This is a genomic window from Pseudomonas putida, assembly GCF_004357765.1.
Classification (GTDB): Bacteria; Pseudomonadota; Gammaproteobacteria; order Pseudomonadales; family Pseudomonadaceae; genus Aquipseudomonas; species Aquipseudomonas putida_U.
This window is the reverse complement of sequence record NZ_SMTE01000002.1, coordinates 347,781-373,848: the sequence shown is the minus strand read 5'-3', so window position 1 is coordinate 373,848 and position 26,068 is coordinate 347,781. Positions and strand designations below refer to the sequence as shown.

Here is a 26,068-nt window from a genome sequence, read left to right as displayed (position 1 = left end):
TGCGGCTTGCGGCGTGTAGCTTGCAGCTGCTGTAAAGAGGTTTTGAAAAATGGCTGAACGTCTGAACAACGACTTCCAGTTCATCGAAGTGGGTCGTAAGGACCCGAAGAAGAAGCTGCTGCGTCAGCGCAAGAAAGAGTTCGTGGAAATCTACGAACCTTTCAAGCCCCAACAGTCCGTCGAACAGGCGCACCGCTGCCTGGGCTGCGGCAACCCGTATTGCGAGTGGAAGTGCCCGGTCCATAACTTCATCCCCAACTGGCTGAAGCTGGTTTCCGAGGGCAACATCCTGGCGGCGGCGGAGCTTTCCCACCAGACCAACACCCTGCCGGAAGTGTGCGGCCGCGTGTGCCCGCAGGACCGCCTGTGCGAGGGTGCCTGCACCCTGAACGACGGCTTCGGCGCGGTAACCATCGGTTCCGTCGAGAAATACATCACCGATACCGCCTTCGCCATGGGCTGGCGTCCGGACATGTCCAAGGTCAAACCGACCGGCAAACGCGTTGCCATCATCGGTGCCGGTCCGGCTGGCTTGGGCTGTGCCGACGTGCTGGTGCGCGCCGGGGTGACCCCGGTGGTGTTCGACAAGAATCCGGAAATCGGCGGCCTGCTGACCTTCGGTATTCCTGAGTTCAAGCTGGAAAAGACCGTGCTGAGCAATCGTCGCGAAGTCTTCACCGGAATGGGCATCGAGTTCCGGCTGAACACCGAGGTGGGCAAGGACATCACCATGGAGCAACTGCTCGCCGAGTACGACGCAGTGTTCATGGGCATGGGCACCTACACCTACATGAAGGGCGGATTCCCGGGCGAGGACCTGCCAGGCGTGCACGATGCACTGGATTTCCTGATCGCCAACGTCAACCGCAACCTGGGTTTCGAGAAGTCCCCTGAAGACTTCGTCGACATGCAGGGCAAGAAAGTCGTGGTGCTGGGTGGTGGCGACACCGCGATGGACTGCAACCGCACTTCGATCCGCCAGGGGGCCAAGTCGGTGACCTGCGCCTATCGCCGTGACGAAGCCAACATGCCGGGTTCGCGCAAAGAAGTGAAGAACGCCAAGGAAGAAGGCGTGAAGTTCCTCTACAACCGTCAGCCTATCGCCATCGTCGGCGAAGACAAGGTCGAAGGCGTCAAGGTGGTCGAGACCCGTCTCGGCGAGCCCGATGCCCGTGGCCGCCGCAGCCCCGAGCCGATCCCAGGCTCCGAAGAGATCCTGCCGGCCGATGCCGTGGTGATCGCCTTCGGCTTCCGTCCGAGCCCGGCGCCGTGGTTCGAGCAGCATGGTATCCAGCTGGACAGCCAGGGCCGTGTGGTGGCACCGGAGAAAGGCAAGTTCAAGCACCAGACCAGCAACCCGAAGATCTTCGCCGGTGGCGACATGGTCCGCGGTTCGGACCTGGTAGTGACGGCGATCTTCGAAGGCCGTACCGCCGCCGAAGGCATCCTGGACTACCTGGAAGTCTGATCCAGCGCATTCGCGGGCGAGTCGACCCGACCCGCCCGCGGAGCTTTTGTATACAAAAACGCTTGATCCATGGCACCTAATAGACAAATCGCATGGCCTCGACCGTGCCTTTTGCGCTGGCGTCTGAGAAAATGCCGGCACTATTTTTCCGGATGCCGACATGACTGCCCTGAAGAACGATCGTTTCCTGCGTGCACTGCTCAAGCAACCCGTAGACGTCACCCCGGTGTGGATGATGCGCCAGGCTGGCCGCTACCTTCCTGAGTACCGCGCGAGCCGTGCCAAGGCTGGCGACTTCATGAGCCTGTGCATGAACCCGCAGTTCGCCTGCGAGGTCACCCTGCAGCCGCTGGACCGTTATCCGCTGGATGCCGCGATCCTCTTCTCGGACATTCTCACCATCCCTGATGCCATGGGCTTGGGCCTGTATTTCGAGACCGGCGAAGGCCCGCGTTTCAAGAAGGTCATCACCACCCCGGCCGATATCGAGGCGCTGCCGATCCCCGATCCGCAGAAAGACCTCGGCTACGTCATGGATGCGGTCAGCACCATCCGCCGCGAGCTCAATGGCCGAGTGCCTTTGATCGGTTTCTCCGGAAGCCCCTGGACCCTGGCCACCTACATGGTCGAAGGCGGCTCCTCCAAGGACTTCCGCAAGACCAAGGCCATGGCCTACGACAACCCAGAGGCCCTGCACCTGCTGCTGGACAAGCTGGCCCAATCGGTCACCAGCTACCTCAACGGGCAGATCCTGGCCGGCGCCCAGGCTGTGCAGATCTTCGACACCTGGGGCGGCAACCTGTCGGCAGCGGCCTATCAGGAATTCTCCCTGGCCTACATGCGCAAGATCGTCAGCGGCCTGATCCGCGAGCACGAGGGGCGCAAGGTACCGGTAATCCTGTTCACCAAGAATGGCGGGCTGTGGCTGGAAAGCATCGCTGAGGCCGGCGCCGATGCCTTGGGCCTGGACTGGACCTGCGATATCGGCGATGCCCGCCGTCGCGTGGGCGACAAGGTGGCGTTGCAGGGCAACATGGACCCGACCGTGCTCTACGCCAAACCCGAGGCCATCCGCAAGGAAGTGGCGCGTATTCTGGCCAGCTATGGCAATGGCAGCGGCCATGTATTCAACCTGGGCCATGGCATCACCCCGGAAGTCGATCCGGAACATGCCGGCGCGTTCATCAACGCCGTGCACGAGTTGTCGGCGCAGTACCATCAGTGAGTTGATCGCCGACCCGGTCAGCCCAAGCTGATCGGTGCGGTGGAAAAGCACCTCATGAGCCGGGACGTGGACGTCCCCATCATGGAGCTCATGAACTGAAAGTCCACAGTTCTTACAGGTTTAATCCTACATATCGACTTACGACAACTTTCTAGACTCGCGCACTCCCGTCGGGCCCTCCCGACATAGTCCCAAGCAGTTCGGGGTGCGATATGAGTCAGAAAAACAATCTACGAGGAATCATCACCAGCGGTGTGTGGCTGGCGGTTGCTAGCGCGGGCATGCACGCTCAGCTGGCCAACGCGCATGGCTATGCGAGTGAGCCACCTTCGCGTGCCTACGCCTGTCGGCTGGGTTTGAACACCGGCTGTGGCCAGGCGATGTATGAGGAGTTCTCTGTCGGCGAGGCCCCGAAAGGCTTTCCGGCACAGGGTCCTGCAGACGGCAAGATCGCCAGTGGTGGAGTGCGTGCAGACTTCTCACCGTTAGATGAACAGTCGGCCAACCGCTGGCATCTCACTCCTCTGACGCAGCGGGAGGTGGCCTTCGACTGGTACTACACCACGGGGCACCGGACGACCCGGTGGGAATATTTCATCACCAAGAGCGGTTGGAACCCCAATGCGCCTTTGGCGCGAGAAGCGTTCGAAACGGCACCTTTCTGCACCGTCGACGGTCACGGCAAGCCAGCCCGTGGCGAGGGGCAGGAGTCTCACGGTCCAGCCTTGGAAAAACACCAGTGCACGCTGCCTGCCGACAAGTCCGGACAGCACATCATTCTGGGTGTCTGGACCATCGACGATACCGCCGCCGCATTCTACAACGTCATGGACGTGGACATTCAGGTCGACGGTGGCCCGGCGCCTGAGTGGCCCCGAGTCGGCAGCATCAACCCGCAGCGTGACCTGCAAGTGGGCGACAGGGTCAAGGCTCGCGCGTTCGTGGAAGGTGTCGAAAGCCCAGAACTGAGCGCCAGTATCAGCATCGACAACGCCGACGAGGGCCTTGCCCCGAACTGGTCGTACAAACTCGCCAAGCGTATCAACGAAACCCTGCCCCTGGTGCGCGCAGGCCAGATCGATAGCGACGGCGAAATCAAGCCGGTGCAGGGCAGCAATACGATTTTCGCCAAAGCGGAGTCGGGTATCACCAGCTATCAGTTGGACTTCAAAGGCAAGCCGGTCGATGACAGCTACATGCACCTGCATGACCTGAAGCCCGACTACACCCTGACGGATGGCAAGACCAGCGTGGACTTCACGGTAATGACCAACCGTGATCTGCAAGTGACTTCGCGTCTGTTCGACAGCGCCAACCAGCAGGTCGGCTTCGCTCGTCAGGCGGTGAATGCCACCTCCAGCCCGATCAAGCTGCAGGCCACCAGCAGTGAAGGCGAGCACCTGCTGAAAGTCGTCGGCGTCAACAAGACCGGCCGCATCCTGCTGCAGGAAGAACGCCCTGTGCAGCTCAAGGCCGCAGGCGGCGACCAATACGACTTCGAATTCCCGCAGTCGTTGGCGAGCTATGCCGCTGGTGTGACCGTTCTGCAGCCCAAGACCGGCGAAGTCTTCGAGTGCAAGCCATTCCCGTATGAGGGTTGGTGCAAGATCTACTCGGAAAATGCCAACCAGTACGAGCCGGGTGTAGGCAGCAACTGGCAGGACGCTTGGATCAAGCGTTGAGAAAGGTCCGATAAGTGCCTCGCCAGATGTTGTCCTGATCAATGAAGTCGTTATCGGTGTTGTCGTGGTTGGCTGTTCCGCTCGTGACGCTCGTCTTTCTGATCGCACGTGAAACGACGCGGCCCACCGTTGCCGTGGCCGTCGAGCAAGGAGCAGTTCGGCCCGCAGCACCGACATACCCATCATTGCCCACGGCAACCCTGGCGTTGGCCTTCGGCTACCACGAGCCTGGTGCCCAGGCCGCCAGTCCGGCAGGGCTGGTACTCAAGGCAAGTTTCATCTCCAGTCGCGGCACCGCCCGTGTGCTGGTGGCCAGCGGCCAGGATGAGCGTTTCTACCAGGTGGGCGACCGCTTGCCGGGTGGCCATGTGGTGCGCCACATCGATGTCCGTTCCATGACGCTCTGGGATGGCAGTGGCGAGCGCAGAGTGACGCTGTCCGAGGGCCGAACCAACCACATCTATCCATCTGGTGGCGCACGTGACCCAGGTCCTGCTGCTGCCGATCCACCCCGCTTGTTGCGGGAGGTGCAATGAAATTCCAACGTTACCTGCGAGCGGCTTCTCTGGGCGCGTGTCTGAGCATCGGCTGCTCGCTGGTACTCGCAGATCAGCCCGATCAGCCAACGTGGCAGTTGGCAATGAGTGATGCCGATGTGCGCGACGTGGTGCGCGAAGTCGGGATGATCCTCGACCAGACGATCGTGCTCGATCCGCGTGTGCAGGGCCGCATCACTGTCCATTCCAATGAGCCCCACGATCGCGAGGGGGTTCGCCGCTTGTTCTATTCGGTGCTCAGTGCACAAGGCTTTGCGGCGGTGAACGACGGCGATCGCTTGCTGATCGTGCCGGCCAGCGAGGCCAAGGCCTGGGCCAACCAGCAGGTCGAAAGCATTCCTGCTGCCTTCGGCACGCGCGTGTTCGAACTTTCCGGCAGCACGGCATCCGATCTGGCCGGCCTGCTCCGGCCGCTGGTGTCGAGCAATGGCTACATAGGTCCTTCCAACTCGGCCAACGCCCTGGTCGTGACTGACTCGGCGGCGAACCTGGACCGCCTGCAAAGCCTGGTGGCGCAACTGGACAGCGGGCAACGGCAGGATTATGAGTTGGTGACCCTGCGCGCCACCCAGGCGACTGACCTGTTGCCCGTGGTCGAGCAATTGACCGCGGCCCCGGACAGCGGTTTGCGTGTGCTATCCGACCCGCGCGGCAATCGTCTGCTGGTGCTTGGTCCGTCCACATCGCGCAAGCGTCTGGCCCAACTGATCCGTGACCTGGATGTTCCGGCGCCGATCAGTTCGCAGAACTGGCGCGTCGTCCGGCTTCAGCATGGCAATGCCGAGCAGTTGGCCGAGGTTCTCGGCGAGGTGGGCAAGCGTTTGGCAGGCAAGAGCGACCCGCAGGCTCTGGGCCAGTCGCTCACGGCAGGTACCATGGTGAAAGCCGATGTCAGCCAGAATGCCCTGGTACTGCTCGGAGAGCCGCGCATGCTCGGCAACGTAGTCAAGATCATCGAGCAGTTGGACCAGCCCCGTGCGCAGGTGTTGATCCACGCGGCGATCGTCGAGGTCAGTGGCGACATCAATGAAGCCCTGGGCCTGCAGTGGGGGATCAATACCGGCAGCCTGAAGGGGGGAATCACCTTCCCCGACAGTGGCGCCGCCTGGGGCGACCTGCTGGGCGATGACAAGGTGCTACCCAGCGGCGCAGCGCTGGCACTGGGTTCGGACCGCTTCGGCGTGCTGGTCTCGGCGTTGGCCAGCAACAGCCGCAGCAACCTGCTCTCCACACCCAGCCTGCTGACCCTCGACAACCAGGAAGCGCAGATCCTGGTGGGTCAGAACGTGCCGTTCAAGACCGGCTCGTACACCACCTCAGGCAGTGGTGCGGATAACCCGTTCACCACCGTCGAACGCAAGGACATCGGCATCAGCCTCAAAGTCCGCCCGCACATCAACGAGGGCCGGAGCCTGCGTTTGGAGGTGGAGCAGGAAAGCTCCGAACTGGCGCCGAGCACGCTCGAAGGGGACCTGGTCACCAGTAAGCGCACGCTCAAGAGCACGATCCTGGCGGAGGATGGCGAAATCATCGTGATTGGCGGCCTGCTCAAGGACAGTGTGCGTCAGGAGCAGCGCGCAGTGCCGCTGCTCGGGCGGTTGCCGCTGATCGGAGGTCTGTTCCGCTGGACCCGGGACACCCAGGAAAAAACCAACCTCATGGTGTTCTTGCGGCCCACCATTCTTCGCAGCCAGGCAGAACTGATCGAGTCAGGACGCCGTGCATACGATGAAGTGCATGCTTCTGATCCGGCGCGCCTCTCCGAAGATCCACACTCGCTGTTCGAAACGCGGCGCATGCCGGTGGGCGAGGAGTCCGCCCAGTGAGTCCCGTGCTGCCCTTCAGCTTTGCCCGTCGCCACGGGATCCTCCTCGACCAGCAGGCTGCGCAGCCAGCACTGCTGATGCGCGAGGATGCCACGCTGGAGGCGCTTTCCGAGGCCCTGCGGGTGGTGGGTCCTGACTGGCCGTTGCGTTGGGTGGATGCCGAGCAGTTCGCCCGGCACCTGACGCAGTGCTATGGCGCGGCCCAGGATGCCGCCCAGTCGCTGATCCAGGGCCTGGACGAACACATCGATCTGTCCCGCCTGGCCGAGGCCTTGCCGCAGACCTGCGACCTGCTCGACCAGCAGGACGATGCGCCGATCATCCGCTTGCTCAACGCCCTGCTCAGTGAGGCCGTCAGGGCGCAGGCTTCGGATATCCATCTCGAGACATTCGAGCAACAGCTACGGGTTCGGATGCGCATCGACGGCATCATGCGTGAAGTGCTCACGCCACCCCGGGCGGTCGCGGCTTTGCTGGTCTCGAGAATCAAGGTCATGGCGCGCCTGGACATCGCGGAAAAACGCGTGCCTCAGGATGGTCGGATCAGTCTGCGGCTGGCGGGTCATGAAGTCGATGTGCGGGTCTCGACGCTGCCCGCCGCACATGGCGAGCGGGTGGTGCTGCGTCTGCTGGACAAACGCGCTGTGCGCCTGGATGTCGATCACATGCAGATGCAACCGTCGGTGCGCGACAGCTTCCTGGGCCTGCTGGACAGGCCCCATGGCATCTTCCTGGTCACCGGCCCGACCGGCTCCGGCAAGACCACGACCCTCTACACCGCGCTTTCGGTGCTCAACCAGGAGTCGCGCAACATCCTCACCGTCGAGGATCCGATCGAATACCACTTGCCCGGCATCGGGCAGACCCAGGTCAATACCAAGGTCGAGATGACCTTTGCCCGTGGCCTGCGGGCGATTCTGCGGCAGGACCCGGACGTGGTGATGGTCGGCGAGATCCGTGACCGGGAAACCGCCGACATCGCCGTGCAGGCGTCGCTGACCGGCCACCTGGTGCTGTCGACCCTGCACACCAACGATGCCTTGGGCGCCATCACCCGGTTGGCGGACATGGGGATCGATACCTGCCTGCTCGCCTCGTCGCTCGCTGGGGTCATGGCCCAACGCCTGGTGCGTAGGCTGTGCCCGCACTGCAAGGTCGCCTGTGCGGTGGACGCCGCCATGGCACGAGCCCTGGGCAACCCCGATGATCTGCCCACGCATCTTTACCGGGCCGCCGGTTGCGAGCATTGCCAGATGGGTTACAGAGGACGTGTGGCGCTGCACGAGCTGGTGGTTGTCACGCCGTCCCTGGCTCAAGCCATTCATGGTCGCGCCGCCCAGGCGCAGATGCGCGAGATGATCCGGCCCATGACGTCCAGCCTGTTCCAGCACGGCGTTGAGCGTGTCTGCCAAGGGCAGACCAGTGTCGAGGAACTGTTGCGCGTGACGGGACAGGATTGACGATGCCGGTTTTCAGGTATCAGGCACACTCGCTCGAGGGCGCACGTCTACGTGGCACGCTGGACGCGCCGAATGCGCGTCAGGCCCGGCAACAGCTGCGCGAGCAAGGCCTGACGGTGTTGGCGATCAGGGCGGTGCAGCCGTCGCCTTTCACTGCGCTGGCCCCCGGTCACCGGCTTTCGCTCGACCGTCGTTGCCTGCTGACCCGACAACTGGCCACCTTGTTGCAGGCCGGCATGCCGCTGACCGAGGCCTTGCACGCGGTGGCGTGGCAGACCAACCAGCGCCAGGCCAAGCAGCTGTTGCTGGGCGTGGCCGAGCGGGTCGCCGAAGGCAATGCCTTTGCCGATGCACTGGCGCATTATCCCGCAGCTTTTCCCCCCATGTACCGTGCCACTGTCGAGGCGGCCGAGCGCTCCGGGCATCTGGCCGGGGTGCTGGAACGGTTGGCCGAGCATGGCGAGGCCCAGCAGGCCCTGCGCCAGAAGGTGCAGTTGGCGATGCTCTATCCGCTGATCCTGATGGTCGTGTCGATTCTGGTGGTGGGGTTTCTGCTGGGCTATGTCGTGCCAGACGTGGTGCAGGCCTTCGCCCGTGACCAGGCGCAATTGCCGTTGCCGACCCAGGTGCTGATCGCGCTAAGTGAGGGGGTCGTCAGCCTGGGTTTGTCGGCATTGCTGTTGGTGGTGCTCGCTGCGGTGGGCATAGCCCTGGCGTTACGTCAGCCGCAACGACGCCGGCAATGGCATGCCCTGGTCTTGCGCTTGCCCGGTTATGGCGGCTTCGTGCGCGCCAGCGACGCGGCGCGGTTTGTCAGCACGCTGGCGATTCTAGGTCGCAGTGGTGTCGTTCTGGTCGATGCTATGACCATCGGCGCGGACGTCGTGGGCAATCGGGTACTGCGCGAGCGCCTGCAAGCGGCTGCGCGGGAAGTCGCCGAAGGAACGACCTTGGCCAATAGCCTTGCCCGCAGCGAGACCTTGCCCCCATTGATGCTGCACATGATCGCCAGCGGCGAGCGGGCGGGCGAACTGGACAGCATGCTCGAACGCGCCGCCGACCTTCAGGCCAAGCACCTGGCCGGCCGTATCTCTCTTCTCGTCAGTCTCTGCGAACCCCTGATGCTGCTGGTGATGGGTGGCATCGTGCTGTTCATCGTGCTGGCCATCCTCCTGCCGATTCTCAACCTCAACCAATTGGTCAACTGATATGTCTCCTGGCTCTGTTCGTCGCCGACAACGCGGCTTCACCCTCATCGAAATCATGGTGGTCATCGTCATCCTGGGCGTACTCGGCGCACTGGTCCTGCCCAATGTGATGAGCCGCCCGGAACACGCCAAGCTGACAGCGGCACGTACCGATATCCAGTCCATTTCCACCGCGCTGGAGATCTATCGCCTGGACAACGGGCGCTACCCCAGCACGGCCCAAGGCCTCGAGGCACTGGTCAAGCGTCCTACCATCGCCCCATTGCCCCGTCAGTGGAGTGCCCAGGGGTACCTCAAAAGCGCTCCGCTCGACCCCTGGGGCGCGCCATACCAATACGCCAGTCCCGGGACCCGTTCGAACCAGGGCTTCGATCTCTATTCCCTCGGCGCCGACAGCCAGCCGGGGGGTGAGAACGCCGATGCCGATATCGGCAACTGGACCGAATGATGCGGCGCCAGGCACGGGGCTTCACCCTTCTGGAAATGATGCTGGTGCTGGTGCTGGTGGGCATCGTCATGGGGCTCGCGGGGTTCCAGGCTGGGCGTGACCCGCAGCGACTGGCCCGTGAAGAAGCGAGCCTGTTCTTGCAACTGGTTCAGCATGCCCGGCACCAGGCCGTCCTGGAGGGGCAGGCGCTTGGCGTGCACATCGACCCGCACGGCTATCAGCTGCTCAAGGCGGCAGGGCGAATCTGGCAGGTCGAAGGGCCGCGCCACGATACGGGGCTGGACCTGTTGCTGGAGATCGACAGCCTTCCTGTGGTCCTCGCCAGCGATTCGAATATTGCCCAGTTGGTGTTTGCCAGCAACGACGAATACACCCCTTTTTCGTTGTCCTTTCAGCAGGCAGGTGTGGAACTTGCCCGCGTCACGAGCGATGGCCTGAATGACCCCTGGCTCGAACTCTGAACGTGGCTTCACGCTGTTGGAAGTGCTGGTGGCACTGACGGTGTTCGCCGTCCTTGCCGCGGCGGTGACCACGGCCAGTCAGCACCTGCTGACGCAGTCCCAGGATGTGCGTGATCGCTTGTTCGCCAGTTGGATTGCAGACAACCACCTCAGCGAGCTCCGCGTGCAGGCGATGCCGGCCAAGGCGCAACGTACGTTGCAGGTTCGCCTCGATCAGCGCACCTGGGTGCTCGAGGAATCGCGGCGCTCACTGGTGGGCCTTGGTCTGGTGGAGGTGAGCGTGAGCGTTGGCCTGGCGGCTGATGGGCGACCGCTTCACCAGGCGGTGGGCTGGCTGGAGGCAGGCGATGAACGCCCATGATCCACGGCGTGCCCAGCGCGGCTTCACGCTGTTGGAACTGCTGCTGGCCATCAGCGTCTTCGCCTTGCTTGCCACCGGCACCAGCCAGTTGCTGGCGACCTGGGTACGCGCCGATGCCGCGCGTCAGGCCTACGCCGACGAACTCCGCGCACTCGGCCGAGCCATGAGCGTGATGCAGCGTGACGCCCTGCAAGGTTACTGGCCAGCCTCCGGGGACAAGCGTGCGAGTTCCAATGTGGTGCTGACGCCGCATCGAGTGAGTTGGTTGCTGGGCGCAGAATACGACCGCCAGGCATTGCCGCGCAGCGATCTGAGGATCGTCGAGTACTGGCTCGAGGATGGGGTGCTGTGGCGTCAGCGGCGCACGCTGGAGTACGGCGAAGTGCGCCCGCAGCGGCTATTGGAAGGCGTAGTGGCGTTGCACTGGCGGTTGTATGGCGCAGAGGAGGGTTGGTCATCCGACGGGAAGATGACCCAGCCACCGTTGGCGCTCGAAGTCATCCTGTCGACCCAGCGTCTGCAGGCGATACGCCGGGTCCTGCCGTTGGCGGGGGCCAGCCTGTGAGCAAGCCGCGGCAGCGGGGCGTGGCACTGGTAACCGTGCTGCTGGTGATGGCACTGCTGATCATGCTGGTCGCCGGCTCGTTACGCAGCCATCACGGCATGCTCGGTGCTATCGGGCAACAGATCGACGCGTCGCGGCTTTTGCAGCTGGCGCAGGCGGGAGAGCGCTACGCCATGGCGCAGCTCAAGCAGCAGGCCACCACCTTGTTGCAGATTACCCATACCGGCCAGCCCTGGGCGCAACCGCGCGTGCTCGATCTTGCGCAGGGGCAGGTGCACTTGAAGTTGGAGGACCTGTCCGGTCGCTTCAACCTCGGGGCGCTCACTGCACGCAAGACCTTGGACCCGGTGCTGCTCGAACGTTGGCAGCGTCTGTGTCGCGTCTTGCAGATCGAGGCGCCGGCATTGGACGCCCTGGCTGGTCAACGGCTGCTCGATCCCAGCCAGCTGCGGGCTCTGCCGGGTGTCGATGGCGAAGTCATGCGGCGTTTGCGCCCCTGGGTCGTGGCGTTGCCGGCGCAAGCGGGGCTGAACATCAATACCGCGTCGGCCACGTTGCTCGCAGCCCTCGAAGGGGTCGAACCCGCCACCGCCGAGCGCCTGGTCAACGGGCGGGACGAGGAGGGCTCTGCCAGCGTTCAGCGCTTTCTGGCGCAGCCACAACTGGTTGGCCTGGGCATCGACAGCCATGGCCTGAGGGTAAACAGCCGATGGTACCGCCTGGAAGTCCGGGCAGTGCTACAGGGCCGGTCCCTTTACTTGTACAGCGACTTGGAGATCGACCCGGACACGCTTCGGATACGCGTGGTGCGTCGGGTTCATTCTGCACAACCGGAGCCAATGCCCGATGAATGACATTTACCTGTTTCTGCTGGCCGAGGGGCTGGCGCAGGGGGACGCGCAGTGGCCAGTGCTTGTGCGTGCGGCGGATGGTAATACCTACCGTTCCACCTTGGCTGAGCTGCCGGCGGCACTGAGCGACGCAGGTGTGGTGCTGGTGCTGCCCATGGAAATGGCGGGATATTGCCCGATCGGGCCGGTGCCGGGGCGGCGCCCCAGTCGCGAGGCCCTGGCGTATGCCGCCGAAGAGCAGCTGGCCGCATCGCTGGAAGCATCGCACCTGGCGTTCGGGCCGGTGGATGGACAGGGTCGGCGAAAGGTCCTGATCGTCGCCCAGGCGCAACTGCGCCGGGTGCTGGCGCTATTGCAGGGACAGGGCATCGACCCTGTAGCAATCCATGTCGATGCCGATCTGCTGGTGGCCGAGCGGGTCTGTGCTCTGTGGTTCGAAGGGCGCTGGTTGTTAGGGGGCACCGAGGGCGTGCGGCTGGCGGTCGGTGCCCAGGCTGCGGGAGCTCTCTTGGCGAAATGCCCGGGCATGCCTTGGATGGCGGAGGCCGGGGCGATTACTGGGATGGGTGACGAACGGCAGGTCGGCAATGCCCTCGACATCTTGTTGCAAGGCCGTGGCGGCGCCGTGGACCTGCGCCAAGGGGACTTGCGGCGGCGAGGCAAAGCCCCCTCTTGGGTAGGGCTGGCAGGCGGGGTGACGCTTGCCGCGCTGATGGTCTGCGCAGCGGATCATCTGCAGGCTGAGCGATTGTCGCGGCTCGCATCACGCCAGCATGCCGAGACCGTCCAGGCATTGCAGCGCTGGACGCCCGGGCAGCCTGTCGGCTCAGACTTGAACCTGCTGATCAGTTCGCTGCAAGCCCGCCCCCAGGCAACCACCGCGGTAGAGAAGCTGGCCGGATTCGCCGAGCAGTTGGTCGCGGCCGCGAACATCACCATCGAGCGTGCCGAATCGAGCCCTGCGCAAGGATGGCGGGTGGACGTTGTCGCTCAGAGCTTCGGCGACCTTGAACGACTGGCCGAGCGGGTTCCAGGTCTGCATATGGAGCATGGCCGGCAGGACGATGGCGGCGTTCGAGCCAGTCTTTCCTGGGAGGAGGTTGATTGAAACCCTGGAGCGATCACACCTTGGTGCGTCAGTGGCAGCAGATATCGAGCGCTCGACGTGTCCTGTTGCAAGTGGGTCTGTGGGCCTGCGGCCTGCTGGTGATTCATCAACTGCTCTGGCTACCGGGTCAGGCGCGCTTGCAGCAGGCTGAACGAAATCTCGTGGCGGAATATGAGCAGGGCGCCAATTTGCGGCGGCTGATGCAGGGGCCGCCCCGGTCAGATGGCGCAACCCCCCGGCTGACACCTGCCACCTTGAGTGAGCGCGCCAAGGCCGCCGGTATCCGCATCAACAGTCTGCAAGCCAAGGCCGGGCAGCTGGATGTCAGCCTCGAAGGCCCGGCCACCCAGGTCTTGCCGTGGTTGCATCAGCTCGAACGGGATGGTGGCAGAGTTCGTGGCATCCAGTTGCAGGCCCAGGGTGAGTTGCTGCATGCGCGCTTGGTGCTGGAACTGGCGGACATTTGAAGTGCGCCGTGTTCAGGCACTCTTGGGCGCCAGCTTGCTCAGATGCAGTGCCACCAGCAACGCCACGGCCAACAAGCTGCCAATGAACAGCCCGATGCCGTTCCATCCGCCATGGTGCCAGAACACCCCGCCCGCCGTACCGGCCACGCTGGAGCCTGCGTAATAACAGAACAGGTACAGCGACGAAGCCTGGCCCTTGGCCTTCAGGGCCCGGCGACCGATCCAGCTGCTGGCCACCGAGTGCGCGCCGAAGAAGCCGAAGGTGAACACCAGCATGCCGACGATCACCAGCGTCAAGGGACTGGCCAGGGTCATCAGCAGCCCGCCGGCCATCACCAGGATGCTCGCCCAGAATACCCGGCGGCGGCCTAGCTTGTCGGCAAGGGCGCCCACTTGCGCCGAGCTGTAGATGCCCGACAGGTACACCACCGAGAGCAGGCCGACCAGTGCCTGATTCATGTGATAGGGCTCGGCGAGGAGGCGGTAGCCAATGTAATTGAACAAGGTGACGAAGGCGCCCATCAACAAGAACGCTTCGAGGAACAGCCATGGCAGGCCGGCATCCTTGAAGTGCATGAGGAAGCCATCGAGCAGGCTACGTGGATTGAGCGTCTGCGCGCGGAAGTTGCGAGATTCGGGCAGGACCTTCCAGAACACCACTGCCGCCACCAGGGCGAGGCCACCGATCACCAGCATTGCCGTGTGCCAACTGACGAAATCGATGAGAACGCCGGTGATCAGGCGACCGCTCATCCCCCCGATGGCGTTGCCGCCGATGTACAAGCCCATGGCCAGCCCGATGTGCTGTGGGTGGATCTCTTCGCTCAGGTAGGTCATCGCCACCGCCGCCAGGCCGCTCAGCGACAGGCCGACCAGCGCGCGTGTGGCCAGCACCAGTTCCCAGGTCGGCATCACGGCGCTGGCCAGGGTCGACAGTGCGGCGCAGAGCAAGGCAGCGACCATCACCGGCTTGCGTCCGATGCGATCGGAGATCGGGCCGGTAACCAACAGTCCGAACGCCAGCAGGCCCGTCGATACCGACAGCACCAGGCTGCTCTGCGCGGCGTTGATCGAAAACTCCTTGGACAGCAGCGGCATCATCGGCTGAACGCAGTACAGCAAGGCGAACGTGGCGAAACCGCCGCTGAACAGGGCCAGCACGGTCTTCATGAAGGCGGGGGAGCCTTTTTCGATCCAGATCTCGTTCAGCGGGGCGGGGTCGGGCTCGGCGGAAAGTGGGGCTACAGCAGTTTTCACGGGGGAGACCTCTGGGGCAATGGAAAAAATCATATAGCTGCCTAATGATTAGATCCAATATATTGTTCGACCTATTTAAGAGCTTTAACGACTCGTTAGGAGCGAACATGGAACTGCGTCACCTGCGGTATTTCATCGCCGTCGCCGAAGAGCTGCATTTCGGCAGGGCCGCGCAGCAACTGGGCATCTCCCAGCCGCCCCTGAGCCAACAGATTCAGGCCTTGGAACAGGAGCTGGGTGCGCGCCTGTTCGAGCGCACGAACCGACGAGTGGAGCTCAGCGAGGCTGGCCGACTGTTTCTCGAGGAGGCGCGGCAGGTGCTGGCACAGGTGGAGAAGGCGGCCGACGTGGCCCGACGTGCCCAGCTCGGCGAGTTAGGTGAGTTGAAGATCGGCTTCACCTCATCGGCGCCGTTCACGTCGAAGATTCCCAAGGCTATCCACGCCTTCCGCCAGCGTTTTCCTGCCGTGCACCTGCACTTGCAGGAAATGAGCAGCCGCGATGTGGCCCAAGCGGTGTTCGACGAATCCATCGAGGTCGGCCTGATGCGACCGATGCCGTTGCCGGACGGACTTCTGGCCACGGAACTGTTCCGCGAGCCGTTGGTGGCCGTCATCAATGCCTCGCATCCGCTGGCTGCCGGTACCGAGCAGGGCCTGCACATGGCGGCATTGGCCCATGAGCCATTCGTGTTCTTCCCCCGTAGCTATGGCAGTGGGCTGTATGCCCAGTTGCAGAGCCTGGCACGCCAGGCCGGCTTCAGCCCGCACTTCGCCCAGGAGGCGGGTGAGGCGATGACCATCATCGGGTTGGTCTCGGCGGGGTTGGGCGTGTCGGTACTTCCGGCTTCCTATCAGCGCATGCGCATCGAAGGGGTGGTCTATCGCACGTTGCTGGACCAGGACGCGATGTCGGCAGTGTGGCTGTTGCAGCGTGCCCATGGTGGATCGGCGATGGCCAAGGCCTTCGCCGAATTGCTGACCGACCAGGTGAGTGGCTGAGCGCAAACGCTCGGACGGTTGGTGGCGGGCACGGATGAACAGGGCTGGTCAATGCCGTGGCGCCGCCACATACTCGGGCATTCGTTGATACACGGAGGTCTGTCATGCGGCGTGTGGTGTTCAATCAGAAAGGTGGTGTGGGCAAGTCGAGCATCGCTTGCAACCTGGCGGCGGTGAGTGCCAACGAGGGTTACCGGACCCTGCTGATCGACCTGGATGCCCAGGCCAACTCGACCCAGTACCTGACCGGCCTGACCGGTGAGGACATTCCCATGGGCATCGCGGATTTCTTCAAGCAGAGCCTGTCCAGCGGGCCCTTCAGCAAGAAGAACAAGGTCGATATCTATGAAACGCCGTTCGACAACCTGCATGTCGTCACGGCGACCCCGGAGTTGGCCGACCTGCAGCCCAAGCTCGAAGCCAAGCACAAGATCAACAAGTTGCGTAAGTTGCTCGACGAGCTGGACGAGGACTACGAGCGGATCTATATCGATACACCACCGGCGCTGAATTTTTACGCTGTTTCTGCACTGATCGCGGCCGATCGTGTGTTGATTCCCTTCGATTGCGACAGCTTCTCACGCCAAGCCCTGTATGGCCTGCTGGCCGAGATCGAAGAACTCAAGGATGACCACAACGATGAGTTGGTGGTCGAGGGCATCGTCGTCAACCAGTTCCAGTCCCGCGCCAGCCTGCCTCAGCAAATGCTCGACGAATTGCTGGCGGAGGGGTTACCGGTGCTACCGGTGTACCTGGGCAGTTCGGTGAAGATGCGTGAATCGCACCATGCCAGCCTGCCGTTGATACACCTGGAACCGCGGCACAAGCTGACCCAGCAATTTGTCGAGTTGCATTCGTTGCTTGAGGAGAATGGGTGAGTTTGCCGTGGCATTTTCAGCGTCTGTGAGATCGAGCGCCGCGCGGGCGGCGCTCGATCTCGCAGGCGCCAAACAACTCAAGCCATGCCCTTCAAACCCCCAAGCTCCGCAACCACTCCAGCAACGACTGAAGCGGGAAAGCCCCCGCCTGGCGGCTGACTTCGCGGCCATTCTTGAACAGGATCAGGCTGGGGATCGAGCGGATGCCCAACTGGCCAGCGAGGTTGCGATTGGCTTCGCTGTCGAGCTTGGCCAGGCGGCAGCGGCCACTGAGCTGACGGGCGGCCTGCTCGAAGGTCGGGGCGAAGGACTTGCACGGGCCGCACCAGTCGGCCCAGACGTCGACCAGCAATGGCAGGTCGCCCTTGATTTGGCTGGCATAGCTTCTTTCGGTGAGGTCGAACGGCGTGCTGAGCAGCACATCCTGCTTGCAGCGCCCGCATTTAGGCGCATCGCCCAAGCGGGCGGCGGGCAGGCGGTTGAGACCGTTGCAGTGAGGGCAGGGGATTACCAATGGCTCTGACATGTCTGTTCCTTGTGTGTTGTAGGTACCGGCCTATCGCCGGTACAGCCAGCACCGATCATCATGAGGAGCAGCTGATCTCCAGATGCTTGCCCCACTCGGGTGGTCGCTCGGCATAGGCCTGCATGCCGGGCTGCTCTTCGAACGGCGTGCTCAACACCCGATGCAGCCGCCGCACTTCACTATAATCCCCGGCTTCGGCGGCTTCGATGGCCTTTTGCGCCAGGTAGTTGCGGAGCACATACAGCGGATTGACCGCGTGCATCCGTTGCCGACGCCCTTCGGCATTGGCCGGTTCGCGCTGACACCGAGCGAGGTAATCCGCGCCCCACGCATCGAAACCTGCGAGGTCGACGAAGTCGTCACGTACGACCCTGAGCGCCTCGGCCAGCGGCTGCTCGCCCAGTCTGCGGAAGAACAGGTTGTAGTCCACACCGCCGCTCTGCATGCGTTGCAGCAGCCGCTCGACCAGCGCCATGTCGTCGTCCTCGGCGCAGGTCAGGCCCAGGCGGCGACGCATCAGGTCCAGGTAATGGGCCTGGTACAGCGGCAGGAACAGCCCCAGCGCTTCCTTGAGCGGCTCCACCTCGACCACCGTGGTCAGCGCCTGGGCCAGGGCGCTCAGATTCCAGTGGGCGATCGGCACCTGATTGGCGTAGCTGTAGCGGCCTCGGTCGTCGGAGTGGTTGCAGATGAAGTTGGCGTCGAAGTCGTCGAGGAAGGCGTAAGGGCCGAAGTCGAAGGTGATGCCGAGAATCGACATGTTGTCGGTGTTCATCACCCCATGGCAGAAACCGTAGGCTTGCCAGCGTGCGATCAGCTCGGCGTTGCGCTCGACGATGGTGCGGAACATCGCCAGGTACGGCTGCTCGGCGTCGCGACATTCGGGATAGTGCTGATCCAGCACATGATCGATCAGCAGTCGCTGCTGCTCTGGCTGCTGGGTGTAGTAGAAGTATTCGAAGTGGCCGAAACGCACATGGCTGTGAGCCAGTCGCGTGAGCATCGCGGCGCTTTCGCGGGTTTCGCGCCACACCGGGGTGTTTGAACCGACCACGCACAGCGCACGGCTGGTGGGAATACCCAGGGCGTGCAGGGCTTCGGAGGCAAGGAATTCGCGAATCGACGAGCGCAACACGGCGCGGCCATCGCCCATGCGCGAGTAGGGCGTCTGCCCGGCACCCTTGAGGTGCAGATCCCAATGCTCGCCGGCGTCGTTGAGCACTTCAGCCAGCAGCAGGCCTCGGCCATCGCCAAGGCGTGGGTTGTACGAACCGAACTGGTGGCCGGAATAGACCATCGCTCGTGGGTCGGCCTCCTCCCAGAGCTTGGCGCCGCTGAACAGTTCGGCAAAGATCGGCAGTTCTGCCTGGGTCGGGTCGAGGTCGAGCAGGGCCATGGCCGACTCGCTCGCCACCACCAGGCGCGGCTCGGCGATGGGCTCGGGCAGGACCTGAGTGGAGAAGGCATCGCCCAGGCGGGCGAAGCGGTTGTCGAAGCTGAGTTGGTCGAGGGCTTTCACGGGGCCGGCTCCTGAAGTCTGGACATCGGGGCCGCTTTGCGGCCCTTCGCGGGCAAGCCCGCTCCCATAGGTAGTGCGCGGTCTCTGTGGGAGCGGGCTTGCCCGCGAACGAGGGCGCAGCCCTCGCAGGGGGTGCGCACAGCATAAAGTATTGGAGTGTACTCAGGCCGGTGCGGTGCCATCCGATTTTGGTTGTTCCAGTGGAATCAGCTGTTGCTTGCCGCCCTTGGTGTCCATCAGGAACACCTCGACCTGGCGCACCGAGATCTTGATGCCGTGCGCCTTGAATTCACGGTTGATATAGCGGTTGATCTCGTCCAGGGTCGGGTTGCGGTCGCCCAGGTCGCGCACGTGCATGCGCAGTTCGTGGTCCAGCGAGCTCTCGCCGAAGTTCAGGAAGTACACGATCGGCTCCGGGTCCTTGAGCACCCTTGGGTTCTCGTGGGCGCCCTTGAGCAGCAGCTCGCGCACCAGATCCAGGTCCGACCCGTAGTCGATGCCAAGCTTGAGCGTCACCCGGGTGACCGTGTCGGTCAGCGACCAGTTGATCAACTGGCCGGTGATGAAGGTCTTGTTGGGGACGATGATGTCCTTGCGGTCGAAGTCGGTGATGGTGGTGGCGCGGATGCGGATCTTGCTTACCGTGCCTGACAGGTTGCCGATGGTGATGGTGTCACCGATACGCACCGGGCGCTCGAACAGGATCATGATGCCGGAGATGAAGTTGGCGAAGATCTCCTGCATACCGAAGCCCAGGCCGACCGACAGCGCCGCCACCAGCCATTGCAGTTTGTCCCAGCTGACCCCGAGGGTCGACAGGGTGCTGACGATACCGATCCCGACGATGGTGTACGACAGCAGTGTCGTGGTGGCGTAAGCGCTGCCCTGGGCCAGGTTCAGCCGCGACAGTACCAGCACCTCCAGCAGACCTGGCAGGTTGCCGGCCAGCGCGAAGGTGATGCCGACGATCACCAGCGCACCGAGGAGGTCGCCCAGACTGATCGGCACCATGCTGGCAGCGGACCCGGTGCCGCTGGTGTACTCGTACAGGGTGAAGTTGTTGAGGTAGGCGAACACCGACAGCAGGTCCGACCAGACCCAGTACAGCCCGGCGATGAAACCACCGAGCAGGGCCAGGCGGATCAGGCGCAGCGACTGCTGGTTGACCTGCTCGATATCCAGGGTCGGCTCTTCGCTGATGACCTCGCCATCGAGCCCTTCCTTGGCCGCCGCACGCTTGCTCAAGGCTCGCTGATAAGCCAGGCGCCGCGCCGCCACCGACAGGCCGCGGACGAAGGCCGCTTCGATCACCAGCCAGAACAGCAGCAGGTACAGGGTGTAGATCAGACGGTCGGTGAGTTTCAGGGCGGTGTAGTAGTAGCCGAAGCAGACCGCCACGAACAGCGCGATCGGCAGGGCGGTGAAGGCCACCCCGACCGCCTTGCGGAACAGCGAGGTATCCCGGTGCGCCGGGCTGCTCAGCAGCAGGCGGCTGAGCAGCCATGCCATCAGCGCGTAGCAGGTGAGCACGATACCGATGCCCAGTACGTCGTCGGCCAGCGCCGAAGGTTGATGTTCGGCCACCGCGACCACGCCGACCAGCGCCAGCACCACCGTGCCCAGGCGCCGGACCCAGCCGCGCAGGAACTCGACCTGGGGCTTGTGCCAGCGGAAGTGGATCTCGGCCACGCCACCGGGAGCGAGGATGCGGTAGGCGGTGTAGAACACCAGCCAGGCCTGGGCCAGTTGCCAGAGTGCTGCGCCCAGGTTGGCGTTCTGCCCGCGGGCGTCGATCTGCAGGGCATAGCTGCACAGCGCCAGGCCCAGGCTGACCGGCATCGCCAGGAGAATGTTGATCAGGATCGCCTGTGGCGTGTGCCACTGGCTGTCGCGACGGAAGTGGCCGATGTCCTGGTGCACCTTGCCCAGGCGCTGGTACAGGTACTTGCGGCGCCACAGCAGTGCGCCGATCACCAGTAGCAGCGGCAGGAACAGCAGCGGGCGCTGGCTGAGGCCGTCGGCCAGTTCCTTGATCCCTGAGCTCCATGGCAGGCTCGCGACCTGGCTGGCGAACCGCTCGGGCACATAGCGCAGCCAGTCCCAGTCCAGGGCTTTGTTGCTGGGAATCCAGAACATCTGCTCTTCGAGGGTGGTACGCAGGCCCTGGGCCGTGCCCAGCAGTTGCTTCTGGTTGAGCTGCAGGGTGATCGACTCGTTGAGCAGTGCCGACAGTTCCCGATTCAGCCGCTCGAGCAGGTCGCTGCGGGTGATTGCGACTTCCAGCAACGCCTTGCGCAGTTGCGGGGTGACCTGCTCCTGGGGCTGGTTGGCCAGCAACTTGTCGACATAGGCCAGCGGGCTGCTCATCTGTTCGCGCTGCTGGTTGATCTCGAACTGATACAGGCGAATGTCGGCGATCTGGTCGGCCAGGTCGCGGTCGACCTTCAGGTGGGGCAGTGCCTGTTTCTGCTGATAGAGGATCTTCGACAGCAGCAGGCTGCCCTTGAGTACGCTGATCTGTTCGTCCAGGGCCTGGTCGGCCTGGGTCAGGCTGTCCAGTTGCTGCTTGGTGCGCAGGTTTTGCTGGGTCAGTTCGTTGAGGCGGTCGGTGCTCTTGAGCAGATAGTCGGACAGCTTGAGGTTGGTCGCGCTTTCGTTGGCCAGCAGGGTGCTACCCCCGGCTTTTTGCGCTTCGATCGACTGCTGGGTGACCGTTTGCTGCGACTGCGCCAGGCGCTTGTCATTGATCAGCGTCTGCAGGTCCTGAATTTCCTGCTCCAGGCGGGTGGCACGTTCGATCAGCAGGTCGTGGCGGGCGTTGCCCAGGTCCTGCAGTTGGCCATTGCCGGCCAATTCCTGACGCCGGAGCAGGGTCAGGGCATTGAGCGAGGCCAGCTCGGCAGTGAGTTGGTTGCGCTGGTCGGCGTTGATCGGCTTGCCATCGACCTTGCCGCTTTTCAGGGCGTTATTGATCTGCTGGGTGCGGGTCTGGTTGTTGCTGATTTCGGCCTGGGCCCGCTCGGGGCGGGTCTGCGAATTGATGATCAGGCTGTTGGCCTCGGACAGCGCCTTTTGCAGCTCGCCCTGCTGGGTACTGCGCTCACTGAGCAACTGTTCGAGCTGCGGCACGCTGAGGTCGGCGTAGCGCTCGGCCACCGGCACGCTCTTGCTGCCCTTGAGCTTGGACAGCTCACGTTGGCTTTCGGTGGTCTCCTTCGGTGCGTCGGCCAACTGCTGCTTGAGGGCAGCCAGCTTCTTCTCGCTGTCCTCGGCGCTGGCGAGCAGGGTCAGGGTCTGTTCCAGGACTTGCTGCAAGGCCTTCTGCTCGGCCTCCGGCAGCTTGCGCTCGGCGATCTTGTCGAGGCTGCTCTGGATGCTGGCAGTGGTGGGCGCCTCGGCCGCGAGGGTCGTGAACGAGAAGGACAGGCACAGCCCGAACAGGGCTGCGCGAAGGGATGCGCGCAGGGACATAGGCAGACTACTTAGGATCAGGCTGAAACGGAGTTTAGAGGAACAATCCTGGTCCTGGTCGCGTTCCTTCGGGGAATCTGACGCCCACTTTCTGGATCTTGTTCCCGTCCATGGTGGCCACGGTCCAGATCGTGCCGTGCCATTCGACCTGGTCGCCCACTACTGGAGCGCCTCCGACCTTCTGTCGGATGAACTGCGCCAGCGGCATTTTTGCGTCCAGGCCGTCGAGTTTCAGGCCATACAGTGCCGCCACCGCACCCAGCTCGGCATCGCCCTCGAGCACGAAGTCGCCGAAGAAGCGCAGGTCGAGTCCGCGCTGCGGTGCCTGGCTGAACAGCTTGCCCAGCGCTGGCAGGTTGTGTTCGTGGCCGATCACGCAGAGCATGTCGCCGACCTCCAGGACGGTACTGCCAGAGGGGTGCAGCAGCTGTTCGCCACGGAACAGGGCGGCGATACGGGTGCCCTCGGGCATCTTCAACTCGCGCAGTGCGGCGCCGATGCACCACTTCTCCGCGCCCAGGCGGTAGACGAACATCTCCCACTCGCTGGTGATGTGGACCTCCAGGGCCGAGCGTGAGATCGGCGCGGGGTCCGGCGGGACCGTGACCTTCAGCAACTTGGCCATCCACGGCAGGCTGGTGCCTTGCACCAGCAGCGACACCAATACGATGAAGAAGGCCAGGTTGAAGAACAACTGGGCGTTGGGCAGGCCGGCCATGAGTGGGAACACGGCCAGAATGATCGGCACCGCGCCGCGCAGGCCGACCCACGAGATGAAGCCTTTTTCTCGGCCATGGAAGGCCTTGAACGGCAGCAGGCTGGCGACTACCGACAGGGGGCGGGCCACCAGGATCATCCACAGTGCCAGACCCAGCGCGGGCAGGGCGATCGGCAGCAGGTCGTGGGGGGTGACCAGCAGGCCGAGCACCAGGAACATGCCGATCTGTGCCAACCAGGCCATGCCGTCGAGCATGTGCAGGATGCCATGGCGACTGCGGATCGGCTTGTTGCCCAGCACCAGGCCACACAGGTACACGGCGAGGAAGCCACTGCCGTGCAGGGCGTTGGTCAGGGAGAACACTGCCAGGCCGCCGGCTATCACCAGGATCGGGTAGAGCCCACCTGCCAGGTTGATGCGGTTGACCAGTTGCAGCATCAGCCAGCCGCCGCCCAGGCCGATCAGCCCGCCGATGCCGAACTCCCGCAGCAGGTGGCCGAGCAGGCTCCAGTGCAATCCGGTCTGGCCGCTGGCGATCATGTCGATCAGGGTGACGGTGAGGAATACCGCCATCGGGTCGTTGCTGCCCGATTCGATTTCCAGGGTCGCCGTGACCCGTTCGTTCAGGCCCTTGCCGCCCAGCAGCGAAAACACCGCCGCAGCGTCGGTGGAGCCGACGATGGCGCCGATCAGCAGGCCTTGGATCAGGCTCAGGTCGAACAGCCAGGCGGCGACCATACCGGTGAGACCGGTGGTGATCATCACGCCCACAGTGGCCAGCGACAAGGCCGGCCACAGCGCCACCCGGAAGCTGGCAACGCGGGTGCGCAGGCCGCCGTCGAGCAGGATCACTGCCAACGCCAAGTTGCCCACCAGGTAGGCGGTCGGATAGTTGTTGAAGATGATGCCGCCACCATCGACCCCGGCTGCCATGCCGACGGCGAGGATGATGACCAGGATCGGGATCCCCAGGCGCGACGACAGCGAACTGACCAGGATACTTGCGCCCACCAGCAATGCGCCGATCAAGAACAGGCTGTTGATGGTGCTTGCATCCAAAGGCAGGTACTCCGGGACAGCGCGGGGAAAAGGACACGGTAGTTGCGATGAACTAGCAGGTCGCGTGCCAATCGATTCTAACCTGATGAATTGGCAGCATGTAAAGCGTTTCTGCAGATGTAGAAAAGGCACCGTAGCGGTGCCTTTTAGGTTGTTGCCGGTGATGGCCCTTTCGCCGATCAGCCTTGCTTCACCTCACGCATCGCCTTGCCCTTCACCGGTGCATCACCCGCCACATAGTACTTGGCGGTGCTGCGCGGCAGTGGCTGGCGACCACGGATCTTGTCCGAGATCTTCTCGGCGATCATGATCGTGGTGGCGTTGAGGTTGCCGGTGATGATGATCGGCATGATCGACGCGTCCACCACACGCAGGCCTTGCATGCCATGCACGCGGCCTTCGTTGTCGACCACGGCCATGTCGTCGGTGCCCATCTTGCACGAGCAGGACGGGTGGAACGCGGTCTCGGCGTGTTCGCGAATGAACTTGTCCAGTTCCTCGTCCGTCTGCACATGCTCGCCTGGGCTGATTTCGCGACCACGGTACGGGTCCAGCGCCGGCTGGGCCATGATCTCACGGGTCAGGCGGATGCCGTCACGGAACTCCTGCCAGTCCTGTTCGGTAGCCATGTAGTTGAACAGGATGCTTGGGTGCTGGCGCGGATCCTTGGACTTGAGCTTGATGCGGCCACGGCTTGGCGAGCGCATCGAACCCATGTGCGCCTGGAAGCCATGCTCTTTCACGCCGTTGGAGCCGTTGTAATTGATGGCCACCGGCAGGAAGTGATACTGGATGTTCGGCCACTCGAACTCGGGGCGCGTACGGATGAAACCGCCGGCCTCGAACTGGTTGCTGGCGCCGATGCCGGTGCCTTTGAACATCCATTCGGCGCCGATGGCCGGCTGGTTCCACCACAGCAGCGATGGGTACAGCGACACCGGCTGGGTGCAGGCGTACTGCAGGTACAGCTCGAGGTGGTCCTGCAGGTTCTCGCCGACGCCTGGCAGGTCGTGCACTACTGGGATGTCGAGGCTTTCCAGCAGTTCGCGCGGACCGACGCCGGAGCGCTGCAGCAGTTGCGGCGAAGCGATGGCGCCGGAGCTGACGATGACTTCCTTGCGGGCACGGGCTTCGACGCGCTCTTCGCTGTCCCCGACCAGGTAGGTCACGCCAACGGCACGCTTGCCTTCGAACAGCACGCGGTCGGTCAGGGCGTGGGTGACGATGGTCAGGTTCGGACGCTTCTTGGCCTGGTCCAGATAACCACGGGCGGTGCTGGCGCGGCGGCCTTGCTTGGTCACGGTGCGGTCCATGGGACCGAAGCCTTCCTGCTGGTAGCCATTGAGGTCTTCGGTACGCGGGTAGCCCGCCTGCACGCCGGCTTCGACCATGGCATGGAACAGCGGGTTGTTGCCGGCCTTGGGTGTGGTCACGCTGACCGGGCCTTCGCCGCCGTGGTAATCGTTAGGGCCGATGTCGCGGGTTTCGGCCTTGCGGAAATACGGCAGGCAGTCGAGGTAGGTCCAGTCTTCCAGGCCTGGCAGTTTCGCCCAGCCGTCGAAGTCCATGGCGTTACCGCGGATGTAGCACATGCCGTTGATCAGCGACGAGCCACCCAGGCCCTTGCCGCGGCCACACTCCATGCGGCGGCCGTCCATGTGCGGCTCCGGGTCGGTCTCGTAGGCCCAGTTGTAGCGGCGGCCCTGCAGCGGGAAGGCCAGGGCCGCCGGCATCTGGGTGCGGAAGTCGAAGCGGTAGTCGGGGCCGCCGGCTTCGAGCAGCAGCACGGTGACGTTGGCGTCTTCGGTCAGGCGGGTGGCCAGGGTGTTACCGGCGGAACCTGCGCCGACGATGATGTAATCGAATGCTTGGGACATGAGCGTTCCCTCGTTTGGCGGTGATCAGGAGGCGGGAACGCCCGTGCACGGTGGCACGGGCGTGGCTGGACCGGG

The 26,068-nt window shown here is 63.7% G+C and carries 22 protein-coding genes; 16 read left to right on the top strand and 6 right to left on the bottom strand.

What is annotated here, in order from left to right; translation table 11 throughout:
• Positions 1 to 49: 49 nt before the first annotated feature.
• The 14 genes from E2H86_RS04165 (at position 50) to gspM (ending at position 13,687) form a co-directional block, all read left to right on the top strand.
• Complete coding sequence (locus E2H86_RS04165; protein WP_133325004.1) at positions 50 to 1,468, top strand: FAD-dependent oxidoreductase; 1,419 nt, start codon at positions 50 to 52, stop codon at positions 1,466 to 1,468.
• A gap of 160 nt (positions 1,469 to 1,628) precedes the next feature.
• A complete protein-coding gene (hemE, locus tag E2H86_RS04160; RefSeq protein WP_133325002.1) occupies positions 1,629 to 2,693 on the top strand; it encodes a uroporphyrinogen decarboxylase in 1,065 nt (354 codons plus the stop codon).
• Between the two features lie 212 nt (positions 2,694 to 2,905).
• Positions 2,906 to 4,375, top strand: a complete 1,470-nt coding sequence (gene gbpA / locus E2H86_RS04155) for an N-acetylglucosamine-binding protein GbpA (RefSeq protein WP_230385167.1) — start codon at positions 2,906 to 2,908, stop codon at positions 4,373 to 4,375.
• 83 nt (positions 4,376 to 4,458) lie between these two features.
• Complete coding sequence (locus tag E2H86_RS04150) at positions 4,459 to 4,911, top strand: hypothetical protein (RefSeq protein ID WP_133325000.1); 453 nt, start codon at positions 4,459 to 4,461, stop codon at positions 4,909 to 4,911.
• Positions 4,908 to 6,758, top strand: a complete 1,851-nt coding sequence (gene gspD / locus E2H86_RS04145; RefSeq protein WP_133324998.1) for a type II secretion system secretin GspD — start codon at positions 4,908 to 4,910, stop codon at positions 6,756 to 6,758. The genes E2H86_RS04150 and gspD overlap by 4 nt, the downstream gene beginning before the upstream one ends.
• Positions 6,755 to 8,218 (top strand): type II secretion system ATPase GspE, encoded by a 1,464-nt coding sequence (gspE, locus tag E2H86_RS04140; RefSeq protein WP_133324996.1) that lies wholly within the window; start codon positions 6,755 to 6,757, stop codon positions 8,216 to 8,218. The genes gspD and gspE overlap by 4 nt, the downstream gene beginning before the upstream one ends.
• Positions 8,219 to 8,220: 2 nt before the next feature.
• The gene (gene gspF / locus E2H86_RS04135) at positions 8,221 to 9,426 is read left to right on the top strand and encodes a type II secretion system inner membrane protein GspF (RefSeq protein WP_133324994.1); all 1,206 of its coding nucleotides are present in this window, start codon (positions 8,221 to 8,223) and stop codon (positions 9,424 to 9,426) included.
• Position 9,427: 1 nt separating this feature from the next.
• The gene (gene gspG, locus E2H86_RS04130; protein ID WP_133324992.1) at positions 9,428 to 9,874 is read left to right on the top strand and encodes a type II secretion system major pseudopilin GspG; all 447 of its coding nucleotides are present in this window, start codon (positions 9,428 to 9,430) and stop codon (positions 9,872 to 9,874) included.
• A complete protein-coding gene (gene gspH, locus E2H86_RS04125; RefSeq protein ID WP_207955610.1) occupies positions 9,874 to 10,335 on the top strand; it encodes a type II secretion system minor pseudopilin GspH in 462 nt (153 codons plus the stop codon). The genes gspG and gspH overlap by 1 nt, the downstream gene beginning before the upstream one ends.
• Positions 10,313 to 10,696 (top strand): type II secretion system minor pseudopilin GspI, encoded by a 384-nt coding sequence (gene gspI / locus E2H86_RS04120; RefSeq protein ID WP_133324988.1) that lies wholly within the window; start codon positions 10,313 to 10,315, stop codon positions 10,694 to 10,696. Before gspH ends, gspI begins: the two co-directional genes overlap by 23 nt.
• Entirely contained in the window at positions 10,683 to 11,261 is a 579-nt protein-coding gene (locus E2H86_RS04115; RefSeq protein ID WP_165976031.1) for a type II secretion system protein GspJ, read from the top strand. The genes gspI and E2H86_RS04115 overlap by 14 nt, the downstream gene beginning before the upstream one ends.
• A complete protein-coding gene (locus tag E2H86_RS04110; protein ID WP_133324984.1) occupies positions 11,258 to 12,115 on the top strand; it encodes a general secretion pathway protein GspK in 858 nt (285 codons plus the stop codon). The genes E2H86_RS04115 and E2H86_RS04110 overlap by 4 nt, the downstream gene beginning before the upstream one ends.
• The gene (gene gspL, locus E2H86_RS04105) at positions 12,108 to 13,220 is read left to right on the top strand and encodes a type II secretion system protein GspL (protein WP_133324982.1); all 1,113 of its coding nucleotides are present in this window, start codon (positions 12,108 to 12,110) and stop codon (positions 13,218 to 13,220) included. The genes E2H86_RS04110 and gspL overlap by 8 nt, the downstream gene beginning before the upstream one ends.
• Positions 13,217 to 13,687 (top strand): type II secretion system protein GspM, encoded by a 471-nt coding sequence (gene gspM, locus E2H86_RS04100; protein ID WP_133324980.1) that lies wholly within the window; start codon positions 13,217 to 13,219, stop codon positions 13,685 to 13,687. Before gspL ends, gspM begins: the two co-directional genes overlap by 4 nt.
• A gap of 12 nt (positions 13,688 to 13,699) precedes the next feature.
• Here the strand turns inward: gspM and E2H86_RS04095 are convergent, their stop codons facing one another.
• Entirely contained in the window at positions 13,700 to 14,944 is a 1,245-nt protein-coding gene (locus E2H86_RS04095; RefSeq protein WP_133324978.1) for an MFS transporter, read from the bottom strand.
• 107 nt (positions 14,945 to 15,051) lie between these two features.
• Here E2H86_RS04095 and E2H86_RS04090 point away from each other — a divergent pair, with 107 nt between their 5' ends.
• Both E2H86_RS04090 and E2H86_RS04085 read left to right on the top strand, forming a co-directional pair.
• Positions 15,052 to 15,945 carry a LysR family transcriptional regulator gene (locus E2H86_RS04090; RefSeq protein ID WP_133324976.1) on the top strand — a complete coding sequence of 298 codons (894 nt, stop codon included), beginning with the start codon at positions 15,052 to 15,054 and terminating at the stop codon, positions 15,943 to 15,945.
• Between the two features lie 104 nt (positions 15,946 to 16,049).
• Complete coding sequence (locus E2H86_RS04085) at positions 16,050 to 16,823, top strand: ParA family protein (protein WP_133324974.1); 774 nt, start codon at positions 16,050 to 16,052, stop codon at positions 16,821 to 16,823.
• 91 nt (positions 16,824 to 16,914) lie between these two features.
• Here E2H86_RS04085 and trxC read toward each other — a convergent pair whose 3' ends face one another.
• The 5 genes from trxC to betA all read right to left on the bottom strand — a co-directional run bounded on the left by trxC (position 16,915) and on the right by betA (position 25,993).
• The gene (gene trxC / locus E2H86_RS04080) at positions 16,915 to 17,349 is read right to left on the bottom strand and encodes a thioredoxin TrxC (RefSeq protein ID WP_133324972.1); all 435 of its coding nucleotides are present in this window, start codon (positions 17,347 to 17,349) and stop codon (positions 16,915 to 16,917) included.
• Between the two features lie 58 nt (positions 17,350 to 17,407).
• A complete protein-coding gene (gene selO / locus E2H86_RS04075) occupies positions 17,408 to 18,868 on the bottom strand; it encodes a protein adenylyltransferase SelO (protein ID WP_133324970.1) in 1,461 nt (486 codons plus the stop codon).
• Between the two features lie 162 nt (positions 18,869 to 19,030).
• Positions 19,031 to 22,339 (bottom strand): mechanosensitive channel MscK, encoded by a 3,309-nt coding sequence (gene mscK / locus E2H86_RS04070; RefSeq protein ID WP_133324968.1) that lies wholly within the window; start codon positions 22,337 to 22,339, stop codon positions 19,031 to 19,033.
• Between the two features lie 34 nt (positions 22,340 to 22,373).
• Positions 22,374 to 24,116, bottom strand: a complete 1,743-nt coding sequence (locus E2H86_RS04065) for a potassium/proton antiporter (RefSeq protein WP_133324966.1) — start codon at positions 24,114 to 24,116, stop codon at positions 22,374 to 22,376.
• A 179-nt stretch (positions 24,117 to 24,295) separates the two neighbouring features.
• A complete protein-coding gene (betA, locus tag E2H86_RS04060; RefSeq protein WP_133324964.1) occupies positions 24,296 to 25,993 on the bottom strand; it encodes a choline dehydrogenase in 1,698 nt (565 codons plus the stop codon).
• Positions 25,994 to 26,068: the final 75 nt, after the last annotated feature.

Coding starts and splice junctions, on each gene's coding strand:
- E2H86_RS04115 (WP_165976031.1), top strand. CDS start 10,683: ATGAACGCCCATGATCCACGGCGTGCCCAGCGCGGCTTCACGCTGTTG.
- gspG (WP_133324992.1), top strand. CDS start 9,428: ATGTCTCCTGGCTCTGTTCGTCGCCGACAACGCGGCTTCACCCTCATC.
- trxC (WP_133324972.1), bottom strand. CDS start 17,349: ATGTCAGAGCCATTGGTAATCCCCTGCCCTCACTGCAACGGTCTCAAC.
- gspH (WP_207955610.1), top strand. CDS start 9,874: ATGCGGCGCCAGGCACGGGGCTTCACCCTTCTGGAAATGATGCTGGTG.
- hemE (WP_133325002.1), top strand. CDS start 1,629: ATGACTGCCCTGAAGAACGATCGTTTCCTGCGTGCACTGCTCAAGCAA.
- gspD (WP_133324998.1), top strand. CDS start 4,908: ATGAAATTCCAACGTTACCTGCGAGCGGCTTCTCTGGGCGCGTGTCTG.
- E2H86_RS04090 (WP_133324976.1), top strand. CDS start 15,052: ATGGAACTGCGTCACCTGCGGTATTTCATCGCCGTCGCCGAAGAGCTG.
- gspF (WP_133324994.1), top strand. CDS start 8,221: ATGCCGGTTTTCAGGTATCAGGCACACTCGCTCGAGGGCGCACGTCTA.
- gspL (WP_133324982.1), top strand. CDS start 12,108: ATGAATGACATTTACCTGTTTCTGCTGGCCGAGGGGCTGGCGCAGGGG.
- betA (WP_133324964.1), bottom strand. CDS start 25,993: ATGTCCCAAGCATTCGATTACATCATCGTCGGCGCAGGTTCCGCCGGT.
- gbpA (WP_230385167.1), top strand. CDS start 2,906: ATGAGTCAGAAAAACAATCTACGAGGAATCATCACCAGCGGTGTGTGG.
- E2H86_RS04165 (WP_133325004.1), top strand. CDS start 50: ATGGCTGAACGTCTGAACAACGACTTCCAGTTCATCGAAGTGGGTCGT.
- gspI (WP_133324988.1), top strand. CDS start 10,313: ATGACCCCTGGCTCGAACTCTGAACGTGGCTTCACGCTGTTGGAAGTG.
- E2H86_RS04085 (WP_133324974.1), top strand. CDS start 16,050: ATGCGGCGTGTGGTGTTCAATCAGAAAGGTGGTGTGGGCAAGTCGAGC.
- mscK (WP_133324968.1), bottom strand. CDS start 22,339: ATGTCCCTGCGCGCATCCCTTCGCGCAGCCCTGTTCGGGCTGTGCCTG.